At 43.9% G+C, this 20,841-nt stretch carries 23 protein-coding genes; 12 read left to right on the top strand and 11 right to left on the bottom strand.

All coding sequences use genetic code 11. The features are described 5' to 3' along the window. Window positions 1-326: 326 nt before the first annotated feature. Window positions 327-2,198 carry a methyl-accepting chemotaxis protein gene (locus ATB74_RS03155; RefSeq protein WP_061016474.1) on the top strand — a complete coding sequence of 624 codons (1,872 nt, stop codon included), beginning with the start codon at window positions 327-329 and terminating at the stop codon, window positions 2,196-2,198. Window positions 2,199-2,339: 141 nt separating this feature from the next. Here ATB74_RS03155 and ATB74_RS03150 read toward each other — a convergent pair whose 3' ends face one another. After that, a complete protein-coding gene (locus ATB74_RS03150) occupies window positions 2,340-3,725 on the bottom strand; it encodes an alpha-amylase family glycosyl hydrolase (RefSeq protein ID WP_061016472.1) in 1,386 nt (461 codons plus the stop codon). A 283-nt stretch (window positions 3,726-4,008) separates the two neighbouring features. Then, on the bottom strand, window positions 4,009-4,290 hold the full coding sequence (gene ppiC, locus ATB74_RS03145; RefSeq protein ID WP_258185064.1) for a peptidylprolyl isomerase PpiC: 282 nt from the start codon (window positions 4,288-4,290) through the stop codon (window positions 4,009-4,011). Window positions 4,291-4,571: 281 nt separating this feature from the next. Here ppiC and ATB74_RS03140 point away from each other — a divergent pair, with 281 nt between their 5' ends. Beyond that, the gene (locus ATB74_RS03140; RefSeq protein WP_061016470.1) at window positions 4,572-5,486 is read left to right on the top strand and encodes a chemotaxis protein; all 915 of its coding nucleotides are present in this window, start codon (window positions 4,572-4,574) and stop codon (window positions 5,484-5,486) included. Between the two features lie 72 nt (window positions 5,487-5,558). Here the strand turns inward: ATB74_RS03140 and ATB74_RS03135 are convergent, their stop codons facing one another. The 4 genes from ATB74_RS03135 to hutW all read right to left on the bottom strand — a co-directional run bounded on the left by ATB74_RS03135 (window position 5,559) and on the right by hutW (window position 8,878). After that, a complete protein-coding gene (locus ATB74_RS03135; protein WP_061016468.1) occupies window positions 5,559-6,101 on the bottom strand; it encodes an ATP:cob(I)alamin adenosyltransferase in 543 nt (180 codons plus the stop codon). A 116-nt stretch (window positions 6,102-6,217) separates the two neighbouring features. Beyond that, complete coding sequence (gene hutZ, locus ATB74_RS03130) at window positions 6,218-6,748, bottom strand: heme utilization protein HutZ (protein ID WP_060980528.1); 531 nt, start codon at window positions 6,746-6,748, stop codon at window positions 6,218-6,220. 149 nt (window positions 6,749-6,897) lie between these two features. Then, a complete protein-coding gene (hutX, locus tag ATB74_RS03125; RefSeq protein ID WP_060980529.1) occupies window positions 6,898-7,419 on the bottom strand; it encodes a heme utilization cystosolic carrier protein HutX in 522 nt (173 codons plus the stop codon). Between the two features lie 49 nt (window positions 7,420-7,468). Continuing rightward, window positions 7,469-8,878 (bottom strand): heme anaerobic degradation radical SAM methyltransferase ChuW/HutW, encoded by a 1,410-nt coding sequence (gene hutW / locus ATB74_RS03120; protein WP_061016466.1) that lies wholly within the window; start codon window positions 8,876-8,878, stop codon window positions 7,469-7,471. A gap of 161 nt (window positions 8,879-9,039) precedes the next feature. On the opposite strand from hutW, the gene ATB74_RS03115 reads away from it, so the two are divergent. The 6 genes from ATB74_RS03115 to ATB74_RS03090 all read left to right on the top strand — a co-directional run bounded on the left by ATB74_RS03115 (window position 9,040) and on the right by ATB74_RS03090 (window position 13,933). Beyond that, window positions 9,040-9,855 carry an energy transducer TonB gene (locus tag ATB74_RS03115; RefSeq protein WP_060980531.1) on the top strand — a complete coding sequence of 272 codons (816 nt, stop codon included), beginning with the start codon at window positions 9,040-9,042 and terminating at the stop codon, window positions 9,853-9,855. A 2-nt stretch (window positions 9,856-9,857) separates the two neighbouring features. Continuing rightward, complete coding sequence (locus tag ATB74_RS03110; protein ID WP_060980532.1) at window positions 9,858-10,559, top strand: MotA/TolQ/ExbB proton channel family protein; 702 nt, start codon at window positions 9,858-9,860, stop codon at window positions 10,557-10,559. Next, entirely contained in the window at window positions 10,556-10,969 is a 414-nt protein-coding gene (locus ATB74_RS03105; protein WP_060980533.1) for an ExbD/TolR family protein, read from the top strand. The genes ATB74_RS03110 and ATB74_RS03105 overlap by 4 nt, the downstream gene beginning before the upstream one ends. A 149-nt stretch (window positions 10,970-11,118) precedes the next feature. Then, complete coding sequence (locus ATB74_RS03100) at window positions 11,119-12,006, top strand: heme/hemin ABC transporter substrate-binding protein (protein WP_061016463.1); 888 nt, start codon at window positions 11,119-11,121, stop codon at window positions 12,004-12,006. Between the two features lie 107 nt (window positions 12,007-12,113). After that, window positions 12,114-13,151 (top strand): FecCD family ABC transporter permease, encoded by a 1,038-nt coding sequence (locus ATB74_RS03095; protein WP_048609731.1) that lies wholly within the window; start codon window positions 12,114-12,116, stop codon window positions 13,149-13,151. Next, complete coding sequence (locus ATB74_RS03090) at window positions 13,151-13,933, top strand: heme ABC transporter ATP-binding protein (RefSeq protein ID WP_061016461.1); 783 nt, start codon at window positions 13,151-13,153, stop codon at window positions 13,931-13,933. Before ATB74_RS03095 ends, ATB74_RS03090 begins: the two co-directional genes overlap by 1 nt. Window positions 13,934-14,328: 395 nt before the next feature. Here the strand turns inward: ATB74_RS03090 and ATB74_RS03085 are convergent, their stop codons facing one another. Then, window positions 14,329-14,790: a TetR/AcrR family transcriptional regulator gene (locus ATB74_RS03085; RefSeq protein ID WP_004731875.1), complete on the bottom strand. Its 462-nt coding sequence runs from the start codon at window positions 14,788-14,790 to the stop codon at window positions 14,329-14,331. A gap of 530 nt (window positions 14,791-15,320) precedes the next feature. Between ATB74_RS03085 and ATB74_RS03080 the strand changes: the two genes are divergently transcribed. Beyond that, window positions 15,321-15,620: a YfcZ/YiiS family protein gene (locus tag ATB74_RS03080; protein WP_017062761.1), complete on the top strand. Its 300-nt coding sequence runs from the start codon at window positions 15,321-15,323 to the stop codon at window positions 15,618-15,620. 36 nt (window positions 15,621-15,656) lie between these two features. On the opposite strand, the gene ATB74_RS03075 is transcribed toward ATB74_RS03080, so the two are convergent. Further along, window positions 15,657-15,959 (bottom strand): YnjH family protein, encoded by a 303-nt coding sequence (locus ATB74_RS03075; protein ID WP_061016459.1) that lies wholly within the window; start codon window positions 15,957-15,959, stop codon window positions 15,657-15,659. A gap of 101 nt (window positions 15,960-16,060) precedes the next feature. Between ATB74_RS03075 and ATB74_RS03070 the strand changes: the two genes are divergently transcribed. After that, the gene (locus tag ATB74_RS03070) at window positions 16,061-16,660 is read left to right on the top strand and encodes a hypothetical protein (RefSeq protein WP_061016456.1); all 600 of its coding nucleotides are present in this window, start codon (window positions 16,061-16,063) and stop codon (window positions 16,658-16,660) included. Between the two features lie 102 nt (window positions 16,661-16,762). Here the strand turns inward: ATB74_RS03070 and ATB74_RS03065 are convergent, their stop codons facing one another. Further along, window positions 16,763-17,869 (bottom strand): 1-acyl-sn-glycerol-3-phosphate acyltransferase, encoded by a 1,107-nt coding sequence (locus ATB74_RS03065; RefSeq protein ID WP_061017711.1) that lies wholly within the window; start codon window positions 17,867-17,869, stop codon window positions 16,763-16,765. Between the two features lie 175 nt (window positions 17,870-18,044). Between ATB74_RS03065 and ATB74_RS03060 the strand changes: the two genes are divergently transcribed. Continuing rightward, the gene (locus tag ATB74_RS03060; RefSeq protein ID WP_061016454.1) at window positions 18,045-18,671 is read left to right on the top strand and encodes a hypothetical protein; all 627 of its coding nucleotides are present in this window, start codon (window positions 18,045-18,047) and stop codon (window positions 18,669-18,671) included. 177 nt (window positions 18,672-18,848) lie between these two features. On the opposite strand, the gene ATB74_RS03055 is transcribed toward ATB74_RS03060, so the two are convergent. Both ATB74_RS03055 and ATB74_RS03050 read right to left on the bottom strand, forming a co-directional pair. Beyond that, entirely contained in the window at window positions 18,849-19,334 is a 486-nt protein-coding gene (locus tag ATB74_RS03055; RefSeq protein WP_061016452.1) for a hypothetical protein, read from the bottom strand. Between the two features lie 27 nt (window positions 19,335-19,361). Then, window positions 19,362-19,883 (bottom strand): nicotinate-nicotinamide nucleotide adenylyltransferase, encoded by a 522-nt coding sequence (locus ATB74_RS03050; protein WP_060980540.1) that lies wholly within the window; start codon window positions 19,881-19,883, stop codon window positions 19,362-19,364. A gap of 109 nt (window positions 19,884-19,992) precedes the next feature. Between ATB74_RS03050 and nadE the strand changes: the two genes are divergently transcribed. Beyond that, window positions 19,993-20,823 (top strand): ammonia-dependent NAD(+) synthetase, encoded by an 831-nt coding sequence (gene nadE, locus ATB74_RS03045; RefSeq protein ID WP_060980541.1) that lies wholly within the window; start codon window positions 19,993-19,995, stop codon window positions 20,821-20,823. The last annotated feature ends 18 nt before the right edge of the window (window positions 20,824-20,841 follow it).

Raw genomic sequence — 20,841 nt, 5'->3', positions numbered from 1 at the left:
ATATATAAAACTGGCATATCATTTGATTTCATATCGTTTATTCACCCCACCTCTTGTTAATAGAAAACTGAACACATAACCAACAAATTAATACATTCTTAATTCCCCCTTAAACTCCGTCCAGCCCCATTCCCCAACTCATTGAACCAAATACTAAAAGTAACAAATATGTAATTTAGTGAATTTTGTATTGTTTAGGTTGTTGTATTTTTGTAGTCTATTTTGTGAATTTACATTCAAGTAATTTTCAATCTAGTCGATATATATAATTACAAAAACACGATTAACTTTAGTCTTCGCAAAGCCTGTGAGAAGGGGAAAACTCAATGAAATTTAGCCATAAGGTGGTTGCTGCATCATCAGCCTTGCTGCTAGTGACAGTATCATTGCTTTCAATACAACAACTTTACACCGTAAGAAGTGCTGTAGAAAACCACGTCAATGCGAGCCTGAAAGAAATGGTCTCTGGCGTTAAAAATACCGTCGAATCAGAGATGAACGCCAAGAAGGCGCTGGCTCAATCGACGACTGAAGTCATCGAGATCAACCCTGAAGATCGCGCTTACGTAAAAGAAATATTAGAAAAACCAAAGCTTAAAAACAGCTTCCTAGCGGTTGGTTTTGGTTATGAAGCCAACGGTTTCGTTATTGAAAATGATGACGGTTGGGATGCAGGGCCAGATTACGACCCACGAATCCGTCCTTGGTACATTGATGCTAAATCCAAAAACAGTTTAGTTGTGACCGCTCCTTATGTGGATGCATCAAGCAAAAAAGTCATCATCTCAGTGGGTACACCCGTTAAAGACAACGGTCGTTTCACTGCGGGTATGTTCTACGACCTAGAATTGACGAACCTCGCTACCTTGGTAAACCAAGTGAACTTGTTTGATGCGGGTTACCTATTCCTAGTAACAGCCGACGGCACCACGATTGCTCACCCAAATGCTAAGAACAACGGTGAAACGCTTTCAAGCTACATGCCTCAAGCGACTATTCGTGAAGGCTCTCAAGAAATTGAAGTCGACGGCAAAATGTTCTTAGTTAACTTCACCCACATCCCAAGTGAAGATTGGTACATTGGTGCCATCCTTGATGAAGAGATCGCTTTTCAAACCGTTGAAGAATTGAAGAACAGCTCGATGATCTATTCATTGATTGCGGTGATTCTTAGCATCATCGCACTGACTGTTCTGATTCGTGTATTAATGCGTCCACTGGATGCGCTTAACCAAGCAATTCAAGACGTAGCAAGCGGACAAGGTGACTTAACTAAGCGTCTAGATACCAATACCGACCAAGAGTTTTCTGACCTAGCGAAAGGCTTCAACACCTTTACCGAAAACCTGCAAAATCAGATCATTCAATCGAAAGCGATTGGTGTTGAGATTAAACGTGGCACTGAAATCACAGTGAAAGGTGCAGGCGAATCAGCGAACGCAATGAATACCCAGCTGCAAGAGCTTGAACAGTTAGCAACAGCAATGAACGAGATGGCGGTTACCGCAACAGAAGTCGCAAACAACGCTCAAGGTGCGGCAGCTGCTGCTCGTGAAGCAGACGAAGCAACACTAGACGGCACTTCTGTAGTTAGTGATACTACTCAAGCGATTGATAACCTATCTGAGCGCATCGACCAAGCCGTTGCTGAAGTACAAGTACTTGAATCAGCAACCGCAAACATCGAAACGATTCTTAAAGTAATCAACGATATTGCAGACCAGACTAACCTACTCGCATTGAACGCAGCGATTGAAGCGGCGCGTGCTGGTGAATCTGGTCGTGGTTTCGCAGTCGTTGCCGACGAAGTTCGAACTCTGGCGCAACGTACTCAAGAGTCAACCACTGAAATCCGCAACATGATTGAGCAGCTCCAAGCGGGGGCAAGCTCAGTATCGAACGCGATGAACCAAAGTAAAGACACTGCTACTGACGCTGTTGAACGTGCTCAGCAAGCGAACTCTTCACTTGACCGTATCCGTGACGCGATTCAGCGCATCTCTGATATGAACATTCAGATTGCTTCGGCAGCAGAAGAGCAGAGCTTGGTAGCGGAAGAGATCAATAACAACACTGTTAAGATCAAAGACCTTTCAACACAAGTATCAAACGCGGCTCAAGAAGCGAACACAGCAATGCAGGTACAAACGGACAATGTTCGCCAACAAGACGAGCTACTGAACAAGTTTACGGTTTAACCGCCTTACCGTTTAACTAACACTCTGTTTAGTAAAGAATAAACAGCTTCATATTAAAAGCCCCGCTTACTGATTACCAGTAGCGGGGCTTTCTTTTCAAGATTGTATTTCTAACCGATTAAGGACAACTCGTAACTCGACCTAATTGGTCGTTAGCATCATGCACTGGTTAGGCTCAACCTTAATGGTTAACTCCTTACCAACACAGTCGAACACTTTTCCAGACAATAAATCGGTCACTGAACCAGTCCAATTTAATGAGGCTGTTTTGCTTCGTTTCGACTTGTTGATCACCACAATGCCTTTATCGCCACGAACAAACACCAACAAATCATCATTCGCTTCAACAACACGCATCGCTTCGCCATGAACATGATTGTGGAATTGAATCATGTTTTTCATGTAAGGCGCTTGCCAGTCATTGAGCCAGCGAGGTTGACCGCTCTTGTCCAGAATACCGCTGGTGCTCAGTTCACTGTAAACAAGGGGCACACCGCCGTCTCGACCAAGAATGAAAGCATGAGCCAATCGCTCATCCACTTCATCCATCACATGCTCCAAAAACACCTCGTTGTTTGGAATATCATGAGTGACCGCAAACGTGATGGCTCGCATGTTCGATAAAGCCTGACCAAAACAGTAAGGGTTAATCAAAGACTTAAAGCTGCCCTGCTCTTCAAATGCTTTGAAGATGGTGTTGAACAACGGGAAATCGTACGCCCCTAAGCGAGTGTGTTTAAGATATGGTTCAAGGAACAGCTCATACTCTTCTTCCGTCGCTCCGCCATCAGTAATGATCTCGCCAAAGATGTGCATTTCTTCGCAGATATCGTCAGTCCACACCTTACGCAAGTGTGACAGTGTCATGTGTTTCGCTGCATCGATACGGAAACCTTTCACACCAATCGCTTTTAGAGCTTTTAGGTACGCTCGCTGCTGTGCGACCACATTATCGTTGTCTAACAGTGTTGGTAAGCCAGGATCACTGGCTCCACCAGTAATACGCCCGTTCTGAACTTCCCATGTGTCTTTCCAGTTCTTGATACCAAACGCTTCCACGAAGTCGTTTTCATCAAATAATGGTTTAGAAAGGTCACCAAACAAGCGGATGGATTCGTAATAGTCAGCATCTTTTTGATAAGACGTCATGTCTTGCTGGTTGGGATACGTTAAATCACCACGGATGCCCGATTCGTTGGCCATGTGATTAAACACTACGTCTACATAGGTACGAAGCCCGTGTTGCTTTAACGTGTTCACCATCGCAGTGAAGTCTTGCGTGTCACCCAACTGATTATCAATCACACGATAGTCTTGTGGCTGATAGCGTTGCCACCATTGAGTACCAGAATCTCGGTCGCAGCCTTTAGGACCGCGCAGCGATTTCATCGCCGGTGATACTAAAACAGATTTATAACCCAACTCTTGGATCAGTGGGGCGTTCTTCATTACGTCAGCGTAGCACCAGTCAAAGGCATGCAATATGACATCTGTCGCTGGGCTGCTTAACATAGCTGAACTCTCCATGTTGTTCTCCTACCAAACTCGTTTACAGCTTTCTAGATAAATACAAAGGCTAAAAGGCAAAGCTGCATAAATTTCCTCAAGAATGGCATTTATTATATGAGTTACTCATTAAAAACCCTCCTCCTCCTACCAATTACTCACGGCGGATAGTTGAGGGCGTAGCGCCAATTATGGCATGCCATCTGGGATGAACACTCAACCATAGTGCTTTCAAACGCACAAAAAAGTCACAAAAAAGGAGCGTATATACGCTCCTTTTATTCAATCTAACACATATTTATGACTAAGTTCTGTAAAGAACTTTAACCACATGCCAACCAAATTTTGTTTTTACAAGATGTGGTACAAGCGTCTCGCCAGAGAAACACACCTTATCAAACTGAGGCACCATTTGACCTTTTTTGAACTCGCCTAGGTCGCCGCCCTTTTTACCAGATGGACAGGTTGAATGTTTCTTTGCTAGCGTTTGAAATTTAGCGCCCTTTTTAAGCTGCGTCATGATGTCTTCTGCTAGTTCTTTATGCTTCACCAAAATATGAAGCGCTGCTGCTGTTCTTGCCATGATAATTCTCAGTTTGTTGCTGCCAGTTTACTTACGACGGTTGCTTAGAACATCGCTAATGAACTGACTGTTGTAAATCTGTTTGCCGCTAGCGACTTATCGAAATAAATTCATCGACAGCCAGCGTTTAGCGTGATTTTAACCCAAGAACAGCTATTCTTCACTCTATAACCGAAAACAACTGCCTTAAAGGCCATTAAAAACCGCATCGCGACTTGCTGCGGCTTCCATTTCCCTTTAAATTAATCCTTATAAATTAAGCGCGTATTAAGTAGGAGCCACTTATGGCCAAACCGATCAGTAAAGCGAGTCAGTCACAGGGAATGTTGATGTTCAAGTTATCCCTCACTCAAAGTTTTGCGATTGGCACGCTTAAGGTCAGAGAAATCGTCCCTTTTCAGCCGATGACTCAGATCCCCTACTCCCATCATCACGTGATTGGTACGGTGACTATCCGCGACCTAACGGTTCCAGTCATTGATATGTCCGCTGCGATTGGCTTCCGCCCGATAACACCCGCTGAATACCAAGATTGTGTACTTATCGTCACCGACTGTTTAAGAACCGTTGTGGCATTCTTGGTTCGTTCGATTGATAAAATTATTGAATGTGACTGGAAGAGTATTGAATCTCCCCCCACCAGTGTGGGTCGTAATGTTTTTGTAACGGGAATTACACGCTTTGAAGACCGTATTGTACAAATGCTCGACGTGGAACTGCTGCTTTCTAAGATCTACCCAGATTATGAGAATGCGCATATCCCGATGCTGACCGATGTAGAAAGAGAACGCCTCAAAGCGTTGAACATCTTATTGGTGGATGACTCTTTGATTGCGCGTAAACAGTTATCTGATGCCTTAGACAGCATCAACATCCCTTACAGCATTTGTAACAACGGCTTAGATGCCATTGACCTAATGCGACGCCAAGCCAACGCTGGCAATGCCATTGATCTTCTCGTGAGTGATATCGAGATGCCGGGATTAGATGGTTATGAGCTTGCATTTGAAGTGCAGAACGACGGCGCTCTAAGTCACGCTTACTGTATTTTGCACACTTCACTATCCAGTGAGATCTGTGTTGACCGTGCCAATCAGGTGGGGGCACATGAAGCGCTTGAGAAGTTCAATGCGGGTGAGTTAATCGAAGCCATGCTACGCGGTGCAAAAGTCTTAAACGACGCCTCCACGGCTGCTTAAACCCTGTCTTAAAAGCTAAACCACCTTTCACTTTGGTTTAGCTTCCTACATGCCAAATCATCTAACGCTCGGTTAAGACTTTTTTGGCATGGAATAGCTCTTACTCACGAACTCCACTTCCTTAACCTTATTGACGTGATTGGTATAAGACGCCAAGGCATAGAATGTGTTTGCGACTAAGTTGGCGTATTTGAAAAGAATCGGGGCTGGCGACTTTTTGCTTTCATGATGTTCAATACTGACCAGTGCTCGCACGACCTTTTTAGCCTGACAACGACACAAGTGGAGTTCACTAGACACTCGGTGCCCGCCGGGTAAGACAAAGCCTTTAAAACCACCTTCTAGCTGATCACGGATACGATGATAGTCTTGCTTGAGCTCGACCAATTCAGATTCGGTAATGGCGAGCTTACCGCGCACAGAACCATTCAAGTGATAGATGTTTGGCTGCAAGCGTTGCAGGATCTCACGAACCTGAGGCTCTAGGTCTAAAGACAACACCACCCCAACTCGGCAACAAAGTTCATCCGACAAAATCTCAAAATCACAGATAGGACTGTCTTCATAGATAAATGGGTAACAGAACTCGTCCCAATCTCGACTTACTGGTTTCACGTATCGATCCTTACACATAAATATTAATCAGACGCCAATATACCAAACCCTTTGATTTAGGCATAAAAAAGCCCTCACTTCATTGGAGGGCTCTTTAAGCAATAAGTTAAACGAGGTTACTCGTTAGACACTTTTTTGTGGCCTTCTTGTAGGTGAACGAAATCCACCAGATCGTCGCCTGACACTTGATATGCTTGACCAAAACCTTTCACGAACAGTCCGTTCTCTGCTTTAAGGTTGAATAGAGAGAAATCTTGAAGCTGACTCAAACCATCGATTATCTCGCCAAAACGCTCTTGCATCTGACCGATCACTTGAACCCAAAGCTCCGTTTCACGCTCAACAACACTTGCTTGAGCATCAAACGTTAAACGCTTACGTGCGTATAGTTGCTTCGAGCTCTCTTCGTCTTCAATCATCATCAAAGAGACTTGAGGGTTCGCTTTCAAGTTACGAGCATGACGAGCAATATCAGAAATTAGAACAAAGTAACCTTCTTGGTTCTGAACGAAAGGTGCGTAACTTACGTTCGGGCGGCCTTCTTCATCAACCGTTGCAAGTTGAAGGGTACGGCGCTCTTGGCGAAACTCTTTGATTTCTGGACCTAGGCGACCTTGTAGACGTTCTTGTTTTACTTGCTGTTCCATGGATAATTCCTTTCTTCACTTTCTCTGATTTATTATTTTTGCCCGAGGTTGAGCGATCATTAGCGAACTAAACGATCCTCGAGCATTGATGTCTTGCTTAAGCTAGTTGGCAACCCTATGTAAGATTGCTGCTGATTATTTACTATTGATTAAGCTTGTTCTTTTAGCGCTTTGAAGCGTTCTACTTGGTCAGCAATAAGCTCACGCTTTTCGTTGCGGCCTAGGTAAATCTTAAAAATGTTCTCGCCCGTTTCACTGAAAAAGCCGAAGTAATGACTTTCACGACCCATGAACGACTTGCTCACCAAACCAATATGTTTAACGTTATCAAGCTTTAGGTGGCCATGAAGCTCGCCCTCTTTGCCCATCAGATTGTAGTAACCACGCGCGACTTTACCTTTCGGGAATGGCGCTTTTACTTCAAAGATAGAACCAAATGAATGCACGATTGTGGTCACAGGGCCCCAACCCACTAAACCTTCTAGAATCTCTTGAGCACGGCTGCCATCGAGCATTACCGCCATGTCGTTTGGAAAAGCAGCAACCACTTCAACCTCTGAAACACCGAGCTTCTCAGCAATTGCTGTCGGCAGTAGTTTTGGCTCTTCTTCTAAAATTAGAGCTACGCGTTGTTCTAGAGTTTCCGTCATTTCTAATGTTGTCTCTGTCATTGAATATGTTTCCGTATAAACGAGTAAGTTATAAACTAAAAATTCGATATTAAGCGTGCTTCAAACTTGCATGCGGGTGTACGCCCGAACCTGACGCTTTAGGCGCTGGGTGCATAGCTTGGTATTCAGCGTTAAGCACTTGAATCACACTCTGCGCTAGGCTTACCGCCCAAAAGCTGCCGGCAATAGTCAGGCTCAGATAATCTTCCGAAAGCTCAACTAAACCGTTCTTTTCCCAATGCACGAACAGAGGTTTTAGGTAGTCGAACGTGTCTTGTCCCATAAAGCTCGGTAGTGTACTTCTTCTAACAACACCAGAATCAAAACCTGCCTTTAATGTTGAGAAGATAGGCTCTAATGAGCTTTGTTTAGTCATCATGGCAATAGGTAATTGACCTTGCTTTATAGACTCCATGTAGCTGTCTAAAGTTCGATGTTGCATAACACCATGACCGCCGATGTTGCCACCAGCGCCACAACCAATGGGTAGAACTTCGGCATAAGTTTTCGCTAAGCTGTTGTAAATGCTGCGTTCGCGGTTATCACGAGTCCAGTGATTTACGCTCAGTTGTTTGACCTTGTGCTTTGCCATGAACTCCACACCTGCCAAATACATGCTCGCCTTGTCTGGCGTATTTGCCGGTGGTGGGATTTTTCCTTTCTCAACAAGATTAAGCATAGGTGCATTGCCCGCAACAATCAGTTGGTACAGGTCAATGCCGTGTGCACCAGTGGACATGTAGTCTTCTAAATCTTGTTGGAACACTTCCATAGATTGGTGTGGTAATCCGTATAACAGATCAAGAACGATTGGCGCTTGCTCGGTACGACTCAGTGAACTGATGCGTTCCAGTACCACCTCTCGGTCATCTAGGCGCTTAGCACTACGTCGAACTTGAGTATTGAAACTTTGAATACCGAATGAGAAACGATTGAAGCCACCTTCAAGCGCACGATCAAACATCTCGTCACCAAAGCGATTGATACGCCCTTCTAAGGTCATTTCCACATCGTTTGCTAGAGGGAAATATTGACGAATCGCTTTACCCAGCTGCTCAACTTGTTGAGGAGACAAATCGGTGGGCGTTCCGCCACCAATATAAACGGCGTGAAATAGTCCAGACTGAGCCCAAGGCGTTTTGGCTTTCTGCTTTAGCTCGGCCATCAGTGCATCGAAATACTCATCTACTAATTTACGGCTTGCGGCATTTTGGAAGAAATTACAGAACGTACAGCGCACCCGACAGAAAGGAATGTGGATATACAAGCAACGCTTATCCTGTTTTTTCCCTTCACTCAGCATCAATTCATCAAAGAGTTCTAACTTCTTACTGGGGTCGACCGGAATTGAACTTCCTCCGGCGTGGGCAGAATGCTTTTTCGCAAACGCAAAACGAAGCGGATCAGGGCTAGAAACACCCAAGATTGATTCGTCAAATTTATAAATATCAAGACTCATATAATCTCTCTAAACACTTACATAGCAAACCCTGGAAGACTATTCGCTAAAAACTGAGAGAATCATAAATACACGCAAATGATAATGCAATTGATAATTGATCTTATTTAGATTCTAAGCAATAATCCGATACAGAATTTTGATTTGGTAAAGGATTGATTGTGAACGTTCCTAGATATGTTATTGCAGGCGGTGCATCGTTAGTGATTCATGCAGCGTTGTTGTTTGTCGCTCAAGAATCCAAAGTATTTGCGATGCCTGCAGGTAGCCAATCGAACACGGTATCGATCAACTTCACTCCTAAAAGCGTTCCCTCACAAGCTCAGCAAAAAACAACCACAGAGCGAGTTGAACCAGAGCCAATAAGAGAAAAGGTCTCACAAGCCGAACCTAAACCTGTCGAACCAAAAACGGTTGAGCCAAACCAAGCTAAGCCAACCCCAAAGAAAAAAGCGATCACCAATAAGCCTCAGCCAAAGAAAGTTGAGAAGAAGGTTGTTGAGAAAAAGCCCGTTCCAAAGAAACCGGTGACTGAGAAAAAGGTGGTTAAGAAAGAGCGTCCAGACCTAAAACCAGAACCAAAGTCCAAACCAACCACTCAACCAGAGAAACTGGCCAACAAGAAAGTCGATAAGAATATGGACGAATCTGCCAACCAGCCTCAGGAAGTAAACCAAGGCGTATCAAACCAAGAGCCAGTCTTAGTCACAAAACCTTCATTCTCTGCTCGCCCTACACCGCCGAATTACCCTCGACAAGCACGACGTCGGGGCGTTGAAGGTGTCGCGACTTATGAGATCTGGCTAGACGCTGAAGGCAAACAAATTAAACAAGCATTAGTAAATTCATCAGGCGCACTGATGCTCGACAACGCCGCATTAGATGCCATTAAACAATGGAAATTCTCACCTCACACTGTCAATGGTCGAGCGATTGCTCACCGAGTACAAATACCTGTTCGTTTTAGGTTGGATTAATCATGCAACAAATCAGTTACTTACAAGATCAACTTGGCTTAATGACTTGGCCTCTTCTTATCTGTTCAGCACTAACAGCAATGATCATCGCAGAGCGTGTATTCCAAGTCATGCTCAGCATTGGTGTGGGCAAACGTGCCATTCGTCGTGAGCTAAACCAAATCTCACCAACCAACAGTAAAGAGATTGAAGCGCTTGCTCAGTCGATTTCAGGTAAACGCCCGCTACTGTACAAGGGCGTTTCAATGTTGCTTGCTCACCACTCTTTCTCAAAAGGGTTGCGTGAAGATGCTGCTGGTATTTGGCTACAAGAAAAACGCCACCAGCTTCATGCAGGTTTAAGACTGCTTGGTTTGATCGGCGTGATCAGCCCACTCATCGGCTTGCTTGGCACAGTACTTGGTCTTATTGAGATGTTTAAAGGTGTTGCCGCTACAACAGGCAGCATTACACCGAACGATCTAGCCGACGGATTAGGCTTAGCAATGAGAACCACGGCAGCAGGTTTGATGATTGCGCTTCCTGCTATCTCAGGGGCGCAGCTACTAGGGTTATGGGCCGATCGAGTGCTAGCTCAACTGGAGCATACATTGAACTATGTGAATGTATGGTTAGAAGGCATGTCGATTCAAACCAATCAGTCCGGCGATGTGAATAGCGCAACCGTAAACCAAGCTTCTACCGGTGATGTGAGCCAAGCATGATTAAAACGCCCAACTCATCGAACACGCAAAGCCTAGCGCCGGACTTAACGCCGCTACTCGACATCATTTTTATCGTGATGGTTTTCCTATTGCTTACGGCATCGGTAAAGCTGGAATCGCTAGAAGTTGAGCTACCAAGCTCGGATGTCAAAAACGTTTCTGAAGTCCACAAAGATTCGATTAGCGTCAATATTTTAGACCACGAACCCTACTGGGCGATTAACGGCCAAGAGTACATCGACTGGGAAAATTTCAAGATAGCCTTGTTAGAAGAGACAGGTTCTACGAATAAAAAGCCAATCATCATTGGGGCAGATAAAGCCGCCAACGTGGAGAACCTAGTGAAGTTGCTTTCATTCCTTCAAGAGAACGGAATACCAGCGACTCAACTGCTCACTGACGATGGCTAGAACAACTCTCTATTTTCATGAGGTTAGGCTCCTGATTGATAAGACTAAACAACCAGAACTCAGCCTCTCTATAGATTCGAACTCACAATGCGAACGGACTGCTCACTGAGTATCTTCGCGATACAAAAAGAAAATATAAAGAACTTATTATGAACAACTTAAACGTGCTCAATAAATTAAAGACCAAGACACATCTCCTTTCAGTTGCCGCTATGAGCTTGGCACTTAGCGCACCCGCAATGGCCAACGACGCTGAACAGCCTCGAATCATCAGTGCTGGCAGTGCCGTTACTGAGTTGGTTTTGGCATTAGGTGCTGAAGAGCAGTTAGTCGCGATAGATGTAACCAGCCACTTTCCTCAAGCAGAAAACCTGCCAAAAATTGGCTATCACCGAAACCTGTCTGCGGAAGGCTTACTTGCCCTAGAACCAACTACTTTGATTGGCTCAGATGAAATGGGACCAGACAACGCTATCTCTCAATTAAAATCGGCGGGTATCGATGTAGAAATCGTCAACACCGAAGCGAATGTTGAAGGGTTATTAAAGCGTATAGACCAAATCGCCAAGATTACCCATACCGAAGCTCGCTCAGAACAAGTTAAAGCAGAAGTAAATCAGAAGATTGCGGCACTGAAAGCGAACCAAGTACCAAGCAACGAAGCGAAGAAAGTACTTTTTCTATTGCTGCACGAAGGTCGCCCTGCGAACGTTGCCGGTGGTGAGACTTCACCAAACGCAATTATCGAGTTAGCTGGCGGTATCAACCCTGCCGCTCAAAGCCTAACGTCTTACAAGCCACTATCGATGGAATCACTGGTAGAAATGCAACCAGATGTGATTCTAGTCAGCGGCCGTAGCTACCAAAAAATGGGCGGCGCTGATGCCATCCTTAAATCGTTGCCTATGTTAGCGGCAACTCCTGCAGGTATGAACAAGCAAATCATTACCGTTAATGGCAGTGCTTTGGTTGGTGGACTTGGCCTTAAGAGCCTTTCTGAAGCTAAGCGATTAAACGCACTTATCTACCCGCTATAACGCGACTCCCCTATTCTTACCGTTGCTAGTTCAGTGCCCATCACCAGCCTACTTTTCGCAATTTTGGTGATGGATATTGAAGTTAGTTACGGATATTGAGGCCCTTTATGTTGTTACGATCCGTCCCACTGAAAACATCGATGTTAGGCCTAGGTGCTACCCTAGTCTTCGTCGCACTGTTTTCAATCACCGTTGGGCCAATGAACATTAGTTTGGCTGACAGCGCAGCGAGCTTACTCCAGCCAAACAATGATTTAGCACCCCACATCAACTTAGTGATTCAAGAGATTCGCTTGCCTCGAACCATTTTGTGCATGTTGATTGGTGCGATTCTCGCGTTATGTGGCGCTGTTATGCAGGGCTTATTTCGAAACCCGCTTGCTGAACCTGGGATCATTGGTGTGTCTGCCGGTGCGGCGCTAGGTGCAGCACTGGCCATCGTGCTTTTCTCTGAGCTATCGCTTCAATACCCTGCTTTCATGAACTTTGCTGCGGTTCCTGTGTTTGCCTTTTTAGGTGGCGCTTTAACCACACTTCTGGTTTACAAGCTTGGCACTGGTAAATTCGGTACCTCAGTAACCATCATGCTGTTAGCGGGTGTGGCGATCAGCGCTCTTTCAGGCGCAGGGATTGGCTTCTTAAACTTCATTGCTGATGACCAAATGCTGCGTGACCTTTCATTGTGGTCGATGGGTTCATTGGCGGGCGCTAAGTGGTCAGGCATTTTGCTGGCTGCAGTCACGCTCGTTGGATTGTTTGTGGTTTTCTACCGCCAAGCAATGTCACTGAATGCCCTATTACTGGGCGAGTCTGAAGCGCAACATCTTGGCATCCCGGTACAAAAGCTTAAGCGAAAACTCATTCTACTGACAGCCGCTGGCGTTGGTATCACGGTTAGTTTGTCTGGAATGATTGGTTTTATTGGGCTAGTTATACCTCATTTAGGTCGCATGTTGGCAGGCCCTGACCACCGAGTACTTCTACCACTATCAGCGGTACTAGGCGCACTACTACTAACCGCCGCAGACATGTTCTCACGTGTGGTACTTGCACCAGCAGAGCTGCCTGTCGGTATTGTCACTGCGATTATCGGTGCTCCATTCTTCTTATACCTTCTATTTCAACAGAAAGGGAGAATCCTTTAATGTTTCCTTCAGCGTTAAAAGCGACCGGTATCGTAGTGAAGTTCGGCAGTAAAGTGATATTAGATGGCGTTTCTATTGAGATTGAAACGGGAAAGGTAACCACACTACTTGGGCCAAATGGCGCAGGTAAAAGCACGCTGCTTAAAGCTTTGTGCCAAGAGATATCAAGCAACGGCGATATTCAATACTTTGGACACAGCAAAGACAAGTGGCCTTCTCACAAATTAGCTAAGCACCTTGCTATGCTTCCTCAACACAGCACATTGACTTTTCCATTCTTGGCACATGAAGTTGTCGAGCTTGGTGGGATTCCTCTGCAAGAATCCAACAAGAAACTGACCAGTATTGCTAGCCAAAAAATGGATGTTGCTGATGTGACTCACCTGAGTGAAAGACTCTACCCTTCACTATCGGGCGGTGAAAAGCAGCGTATCCATTTAGCTCGAGTGTTAACTCAGCTCCATTATTCTGGCGAGCAATGTATCTTGATGCTTGATGAACCAACATCTGCACTGGATCTTGCCCACCAGCACAACACCTTAAAGATCGCGAGAGATTTAGCCGACAACCAAAATGCGGCCGTAATCGTAGTGCTACATGACTTAAACCTGGCCGCTCAGTACTCCGACCGACTCGTAGTACTAAAAGATGGTCACTTAGTTTGCGATGGCAGCCCTTGGGAGGCACTTCAACCTTCCATGATTGAGGATGTATACGGCTACAAAAGTATCGTCGAAAAACACCCAACCATGAGCTTTCCTCAGGTTCACCCCGCACAATAGACTCGATTTAGCACCCACTCATTTTGAGTATTAGTTCCTAATAACAGTTAAGTCATTCTAAGCCTCGATTTTCTCGAGGCTTTTTATTGGCTCATAGCCTCTCTCTCGCCTGAAACTCAATTTTATTAGCAACCATAGCAATGAAACCCACAACGTCTCACTCCGAGCGTTTGAGGCTCTAGAAATCAACAATATCAGTTAGTGTTGCTTAGTTTTTTGCAAGTAAGATTGAATATAAGACGCAAACGTAAGCATTTAAAAAGAAGAGAAATAACTTCAATTGGAACTAAATAGAGTTAGCGGCAGCGGAGTGAGAGCGAGAGAAAAAAAGTGAGATAAATGAAATTGCAGGTACAAAAAAAGCCCCCGTAGGAGCTTCTTTCATTGTGTGTTGATTATTGGCTCATTCGAATCAATGATTTACCAATCAACCACTCAAGTTCTTTACCGCTAGTATCACCAAACTGAGTTTCAGTCAGCTTGTATAGACGATCAATACCGTTTGCAGCGAACTCATGAGCACTCTCAGCAGTAACGATATGATGGAAAAGTAAACGTAAGATTGCTAGGAACTCAGCGTCTTCAAGTGCTGCAACCCAGCTAGCTGAAAATGCGTCAAGGCCATTTTCGAAGTCAATGTGTTCCATGAACATCTTGAAAATACGACCGTCTAAAGCAGCAGTAAAATCCGTTTTCTTTGGAAAGTGATGACTAATACCTGTACGAGAAACGCCTGTTTGTTGACTCAACGTCGTGTATGACATCTTGTCGTAACCTAATCTCAATAGCTGGTCTACAACGGCATCCATGATCTTCTGGATCGTGATTTCTGTATCTTCTTTACTACGCTTTGGCATATTCAGGCTCTTCTCTTTGTAAATCCATCTAACTCAATCAAATGAAGTCAGAATGAAAATCGTTATCAGCATTATGTGAGCAAGGTATTTTTTCGCAAGTATTTATAACTAAATTCACACAAATACTATGTACGAACAATTTTACAGTGATGTCTCTTTGGACACTTTGTCTAATTATTCTTCGAAAATCACCTTACAATCCTAAGTCGATAAGTTTAAATAACTACTTAGAATATGAAATACCCAACGAAAAATTCATTGTATAAATACCTATCAAGCGATAGATAGTCTTATAAAATCATTCCTGGCGCAACTAAGTGAATGATATTCTGACAAATTAATAACATTCCTTTTCAACAAAACGTGAGGTAAATCACATACATATTTATCGGCGCGAATGTAGATATTCATTAAGCACCTTAACAAACAACATAGCATACCAGTGCAAATTAGTTCAAAGGTTTTAATTTTTGTAGATACAGTTCAAATTGCTCGTTAGAATAACCTCAGACTTTGTAAGAGGATTATTTATGAGCCAAGATATTGGTAACAATGATGTATGTGAGGCTTGCGGTTGCGCAGGCGAAATTGGCTTCATCATCAAAGAAGGCGACGATGTTGCTGAAGTAACGGTTTACGGTAACTCTAAAGCCCTTATTGAAGCTGAATTCGCTAAGTATGTTGAGTTAGCAAAGCAAGTGTCTAGCAATGTTGAGTTTGAAGCATCAGAGATGACAGAAGAAAGCACAGAATTGCACGCACGCTTTAAATTTGAAGTCAGCGCCGAGAAGATTATTTTCGAACTTAAGACCCGCTCTCTAGCGCGTTAATATAAGCGCCTGTACACATACAATTAAAAGACGAGTTTACTGCTCGTCTTTTTTTATTATTTCAACCCAACCTAGAGCACCATTAGTCTCAAAGTCATTTTCAGCCGCACATTTAATCACAACACCTGATACCTCAACGACAGCACCGACACTATATGCCTTATCATTGTAATAACAAACTCGTTGCTGTGAACCACTCTGAGTGACGACGACTGCCGCCTTTGCAGGCGTTGATATTATTTTATTAGCACTTGCTGATATTGAGCACAGCAACGCGGATAAAATCACAAAAATTTTCAAAATTTCACGCTTCATTCGAATCAAAGATTTACCTTTCATTGTCTCTTAATCCTTTTTACCTACCAACAAATGAGTAAAACACTATGCGAGGATAATTTTTTCATTATAGTGTTAACGTCTATCGTAATAAGAAGCCCATTATGCTCCGAATAATTGCACTTATTATTGGTTCTTTAACCATAACAAATGTGACTGCAGAACCACTCGATCAGTATCAAATATTGAACCATCTGGATAATTACGGAAACTTATATTTACGAAATAAGCCTTACACCTCACTACCCACTGGGTTAATCGTTGATGGCAATCTAAATATAGAAAACACGGCGATCACTCGCCTGCCTAAAGGCTTAGAAGTTAACGGTAGCCTCAAAGCGTCTAACAGCCAGCTCTCTCGAGTTCCGACTGGAGTTAAAATAAAAGGCTACGCCGACTTAATTGGCAGCAAAATCACCAGCTGGCCAAAAGGCGTAAGAGTCGGCGGGTTCATTAATTTCACTGACACTCCACTTCAGAGGCTACCCAATGGCTTTAGAGTGAAAGGAGATCTGAGCGTGATTCGTACGCCTTTGACAGAGCTACCAAACGGGATAGTCATTGATGGTGACTTATATATAGGTGGTTCTGGAGTGACAACGTTTCCCGACACCATGACAGTAAAAGGCAATATATACCTAGGTGGCAACAACGTTACGACTTGGCCAACAAACCTAGAACTCGGTGGCGCCGTCGCTCGATAGTTCAACCTAAACTTTAGGTCTTAAAAGCAGATGACCAGCAACAAAAAAGGAGCCTAAGGCTCCTTTTTCAGTTCCATCAGTGAACTTGTTTGCTAACACTCGTTAGCCGATATTCTTCACTGGGTTCGCATAGCTATCGATCAAGTATTGACGAGCGCCTTGTGGCAAAGTCGATAACTTCTCTTCAAACTCTTGCTTAACCGCAGCGGTAATCGACTCGTCTTCTCTTTCCGCTGCTAGCAAGTTAACTGGGAACAGCTTGTAGTTATCGTGGATCTGACGATCGATCTCTTCAGCCAATGCTTCTGGCGTATCAAAATCTTGGTCGATAACCTGACCGAAACCGACATGAACACGACCTTTATTACCGATGATACCTTGAATGATACTTTCGATATCTTCAAATTCACCCTTTTCGTAACTGCCGTTTACGTCTTTTTCAAAAAGCTCTATCGCTTTAGCCATATCACATGGGTCATTCTCGTAAGAAATAGCCACAGGAACGATCTTCAATGACTTCACGTATTCAGGGAAAGCAATTTTTTGCTTACGTCCTTCAACGTGAAACATTTTCAAGATTGCTGGCTCGGTAAAATCGTTACCGTCTTTAGCGCGACCTTCCTTTTGAGCGATCCAGATTGAGTTGCCCGTTTCTAGAGAATGCTTAATGTAAGAAGACAGCTGCCCTAGTGCTTTCATCATCTCACGCGGTCCTTTCAAAGAACGCTTTACGATGAAGCTCTTGTTTAAACGCATCAATTCCGTCGCACATGGCTTCTTCAGCAGGTTGTCACCAATAGCGATACGACAAGTCTGATGATTATTTTGATGCAGAGCGTAGTTTACCAACGCAGGATCCATAGCAATGTCACGATGGTTTGATACAAACAGATAAGCTTGATTCGCATCCAGTGACTCAACACCAGTGTACGTTACACCTCTAGTGGTTTTCGCTAGCGTGTCACGTAAGTACTTTTTCACTTCAATCTGAATGGATTCAACGCTGGTCAGCTTGCTCCATTTCATTTTTAAGTACACGCGCAAAATCGGGCTCATTAATGCTTTGAACCAAGACGCATGGTTTGAAAAACGGTAATGCAAGATTGCACTGATAAATTCTTCATCATTAATAAGACGGTTTAGTGCCGCTGGAATTTCATCATCGCCGTAAGGACGAATATCAACATATGGATCGGTTGGAGAGGTCATTTTTTCATTCATATAATAAAAAGCTGGCTCATTCTACGCGTTGTTTTGACTTCTCGCAGCTACAGAGCCCATACTTTTGACAAGGTCAGACCAGAAACATCGAAAATCCCCTGTTATTGTTGGCATTCTTGAAGATTAACGGTAATCTTGACGCCCCAAAACTAAGGTACTATCTATGAACTTTGCTATTGAATATACATCGGCTTACTTTTCACACTTGGTGATCACACCACGCAAGAAAGTACTTAAGCATAGCCTTGTATCGGTTCAAAGTGGCTTGGTTTTGATAAAGCTAGGTAAACAAGAGTATGCCGTTGAACCAGGACAAAGCGTCTGGATTCCATATGACTGCCTAACATCATTGACCTACTTTCCAAACACTCAGGTTAACCGCGTCGACTTTTCTGTGCGTTTGACGGATTCATTCCCGAGACAAGCGGGCTACATCACGCAAACAAACCTCTCTTCTGCGTTACTGGAAAAATTAGAGCTAACCAAAGCTCGTACTTCAAATGCCAACAATACCGAGCAAGCGTTTAAAGATATGCTTTCTGTATTGAAGCAAGAAGTATTGGCGTTTAAACCACTGCTTTGTGAAAGTGCTTTGTCTCAGCGATTCAATCAATGGAACATTGATGACTCAAACCTACCGCAAGAACACACCTTAGTGATGGTAATGCGCGAGGCGAAGAAGCGCATGCAATCTGGTCAGAAACGCGCACTTGTGATTGATGATTTGTTCTCAGGTAAAGAAGAAGAGTTCGAACAGCTGTGCATGCTAGTGTTCGGTGAAGACCTCTAGGCAAAGAGAGCCAGCCCCGTTTTTCACTCACTAGACTAGTGATGCCGAACTTCAAGTCGCTCTATCACCCAAGTTTTTGAACCAAGCTAAAAACACCAGATGCTAAAAAGCCGCAAAACTCAGTTTTGCGGCTTTTTTAATTCTTAACATTTTAACGTAGGTTAACTATCTAACAGTCTAGAAAGGCAATTCAACCTGCATCATTAAGTCAGCGTCTCGCGAGTCATGCCAACGATAATCAAAGCGCATGCGCGGTTGCCCTTCCACTTTCTCACCAAAACCGATGCTGAGTTGAAGACCATGATTCATCAACCACTCTTCGGTCGACATATCATACTGTTCATCTTCAAGATCTTCTGGAAACCACATACCCAAACCAACATAGTTTGATTCAATACTTTGTGTCAGCAATGGCGTGTCTTTACTTTGAAGAACCCAGTCAGACCAATAGTCCGGTGTGCTTTCAGGTTCATCATCACTCAGACCACTGATTTCCATCATGCGTTGACCGAAAGATTCAAGGCTTGTAGAGAAATCTAGACAGCTATTTTCATCATCAGAGGTCAGCATGATCGAATCTAAGCTAAAAAAGTCACACTCAGCATGAGCAGGTAAACTGCATGCTGCAATGATCATCGTCGCTGGTATTACGCGCTTTAGCATAGTCCTCTGACCTCTTGATTAGTGAACTTACATTATCTGATACAGTCCACTATCTTGCAACATCTTTGTAACTGACTTTGTACTCAGTTTTGCCACATCGCTTCCACTTATCAACGCATTACGTATGTCTGTGCTACGAATTTTGACTTTTTCAGGGCAAGCCATTACAGACCACTGCTCGGTAATCTCATCTGATTTATAGAAAGATGAGAACTTAAAGAAGTTATCTGGGCCAATAACAAACGTCAGTTCAGCGTCACGATGTAACTTTTGAAGCTCACTGAGCACTGCATAAGTCGTTACGCTTTCACCTGGAATAAATAGGCTCTTTTCGATCAAAGAAAGCTCAACTTGATCCAGTGAAAGATCGCTAATAAATGCGTTAACTAACTGACATCTCGTATCAAAGTCTAGCATCTCTTTTCCCCAAGCATGGGCAATACTTGGAACCAGTAGAATTTTGTCAAAGTGAGCCAACGAATCAATCACACTTTTGTGCCCTAAGCTCGGTGGATTAAACGCACTACCGAAAATGGCTATTTTTTCCATTATTAATTACTGCCTTCTCTTTCTAAGCTTGTGCAAAGAGGTTTTTAAATCAGATGATTTAGGTATGATAACACTAGATTTTTAATTTGCTTGCAGGAAAGGAATACGAATGGAACAGTTAATTCGTGACGAAATGCGCGTACTACCTTCAATTGACCCTCACTTCGAAGTGACTCGTCGTGTGGACTTTATCAAAACGAAACTTCAGCAGTCAGGCTGCAAGTCTCTGATCCTTGGTATCAGTGGCGGCGTGGATTCGACTACCTGTGGTCGTTTAGCGCAAATGGCAATCGACGGCCTGAACGAAAGCACTGGCAGCAACGACTACCAATTCATCGCCGTTCGCCTACCTTACGGCGAACAAAAAGATGAAGACGAAGCACAGCTTGCTCTGTCTTTTATTCAGCCTTCTCAATCTGTTTCCGTAAACATTAAAGCAGGTGTTGATGGGCTTCACGCTGCATCTCACGTTGCGCTTGAAGATACAGGCTTGCTACCAACAGATTCAGCAAAAATCGACTTTGTGAAAGGTAATGTGAAAGCTCGCGCTCGCATGATCGCACAATACGAAATTGCGGGGTACGTTGGCGGCCTTGTAATCGGCACCGACCACTCAGCGGAAAACATCACAGGCTTCTACACTAAACACGGTGATGGCGCCTGTGATTTAGCACCTTTGTTCGGCCTGAACAAACGTCAAGTTCGTGAACTTGCTGCAACACTAGGTGCTCCAGAGCAACTTGTTAAGAAAGTACCAACCGCGGATCTCGAAGAGCTTGATCCACAGAAAGCGGATGAAGCTGCACTGAACCTTTCTTATGACCAAATCGATGATTTCCTTGAAGGTAAAGAAGTACCTCAAGACGTATCCGATCGCTTAGTAAACATCTACAAAGCGACACAGCACAAGCGTCAACCAATCCCAACGATCTACGATTAATTTTTGAATTAATCTCAG

Source organism: Vibrio splendidus (assembly GCF_001557875.1).
GTDB classification, from domain to species: domain Bacteria; phylum Pseudomonadota; class Gammaproteobacteria; order Enterobacterales; family Vibrionaceae; genus Vibrio; species Vibrio splendidus_F.
The sequence above is the reverse complement of the archived record's forward strand: the minus strand, read 5'-3'. Positions and strand labels throughout refer to the sequence as shown.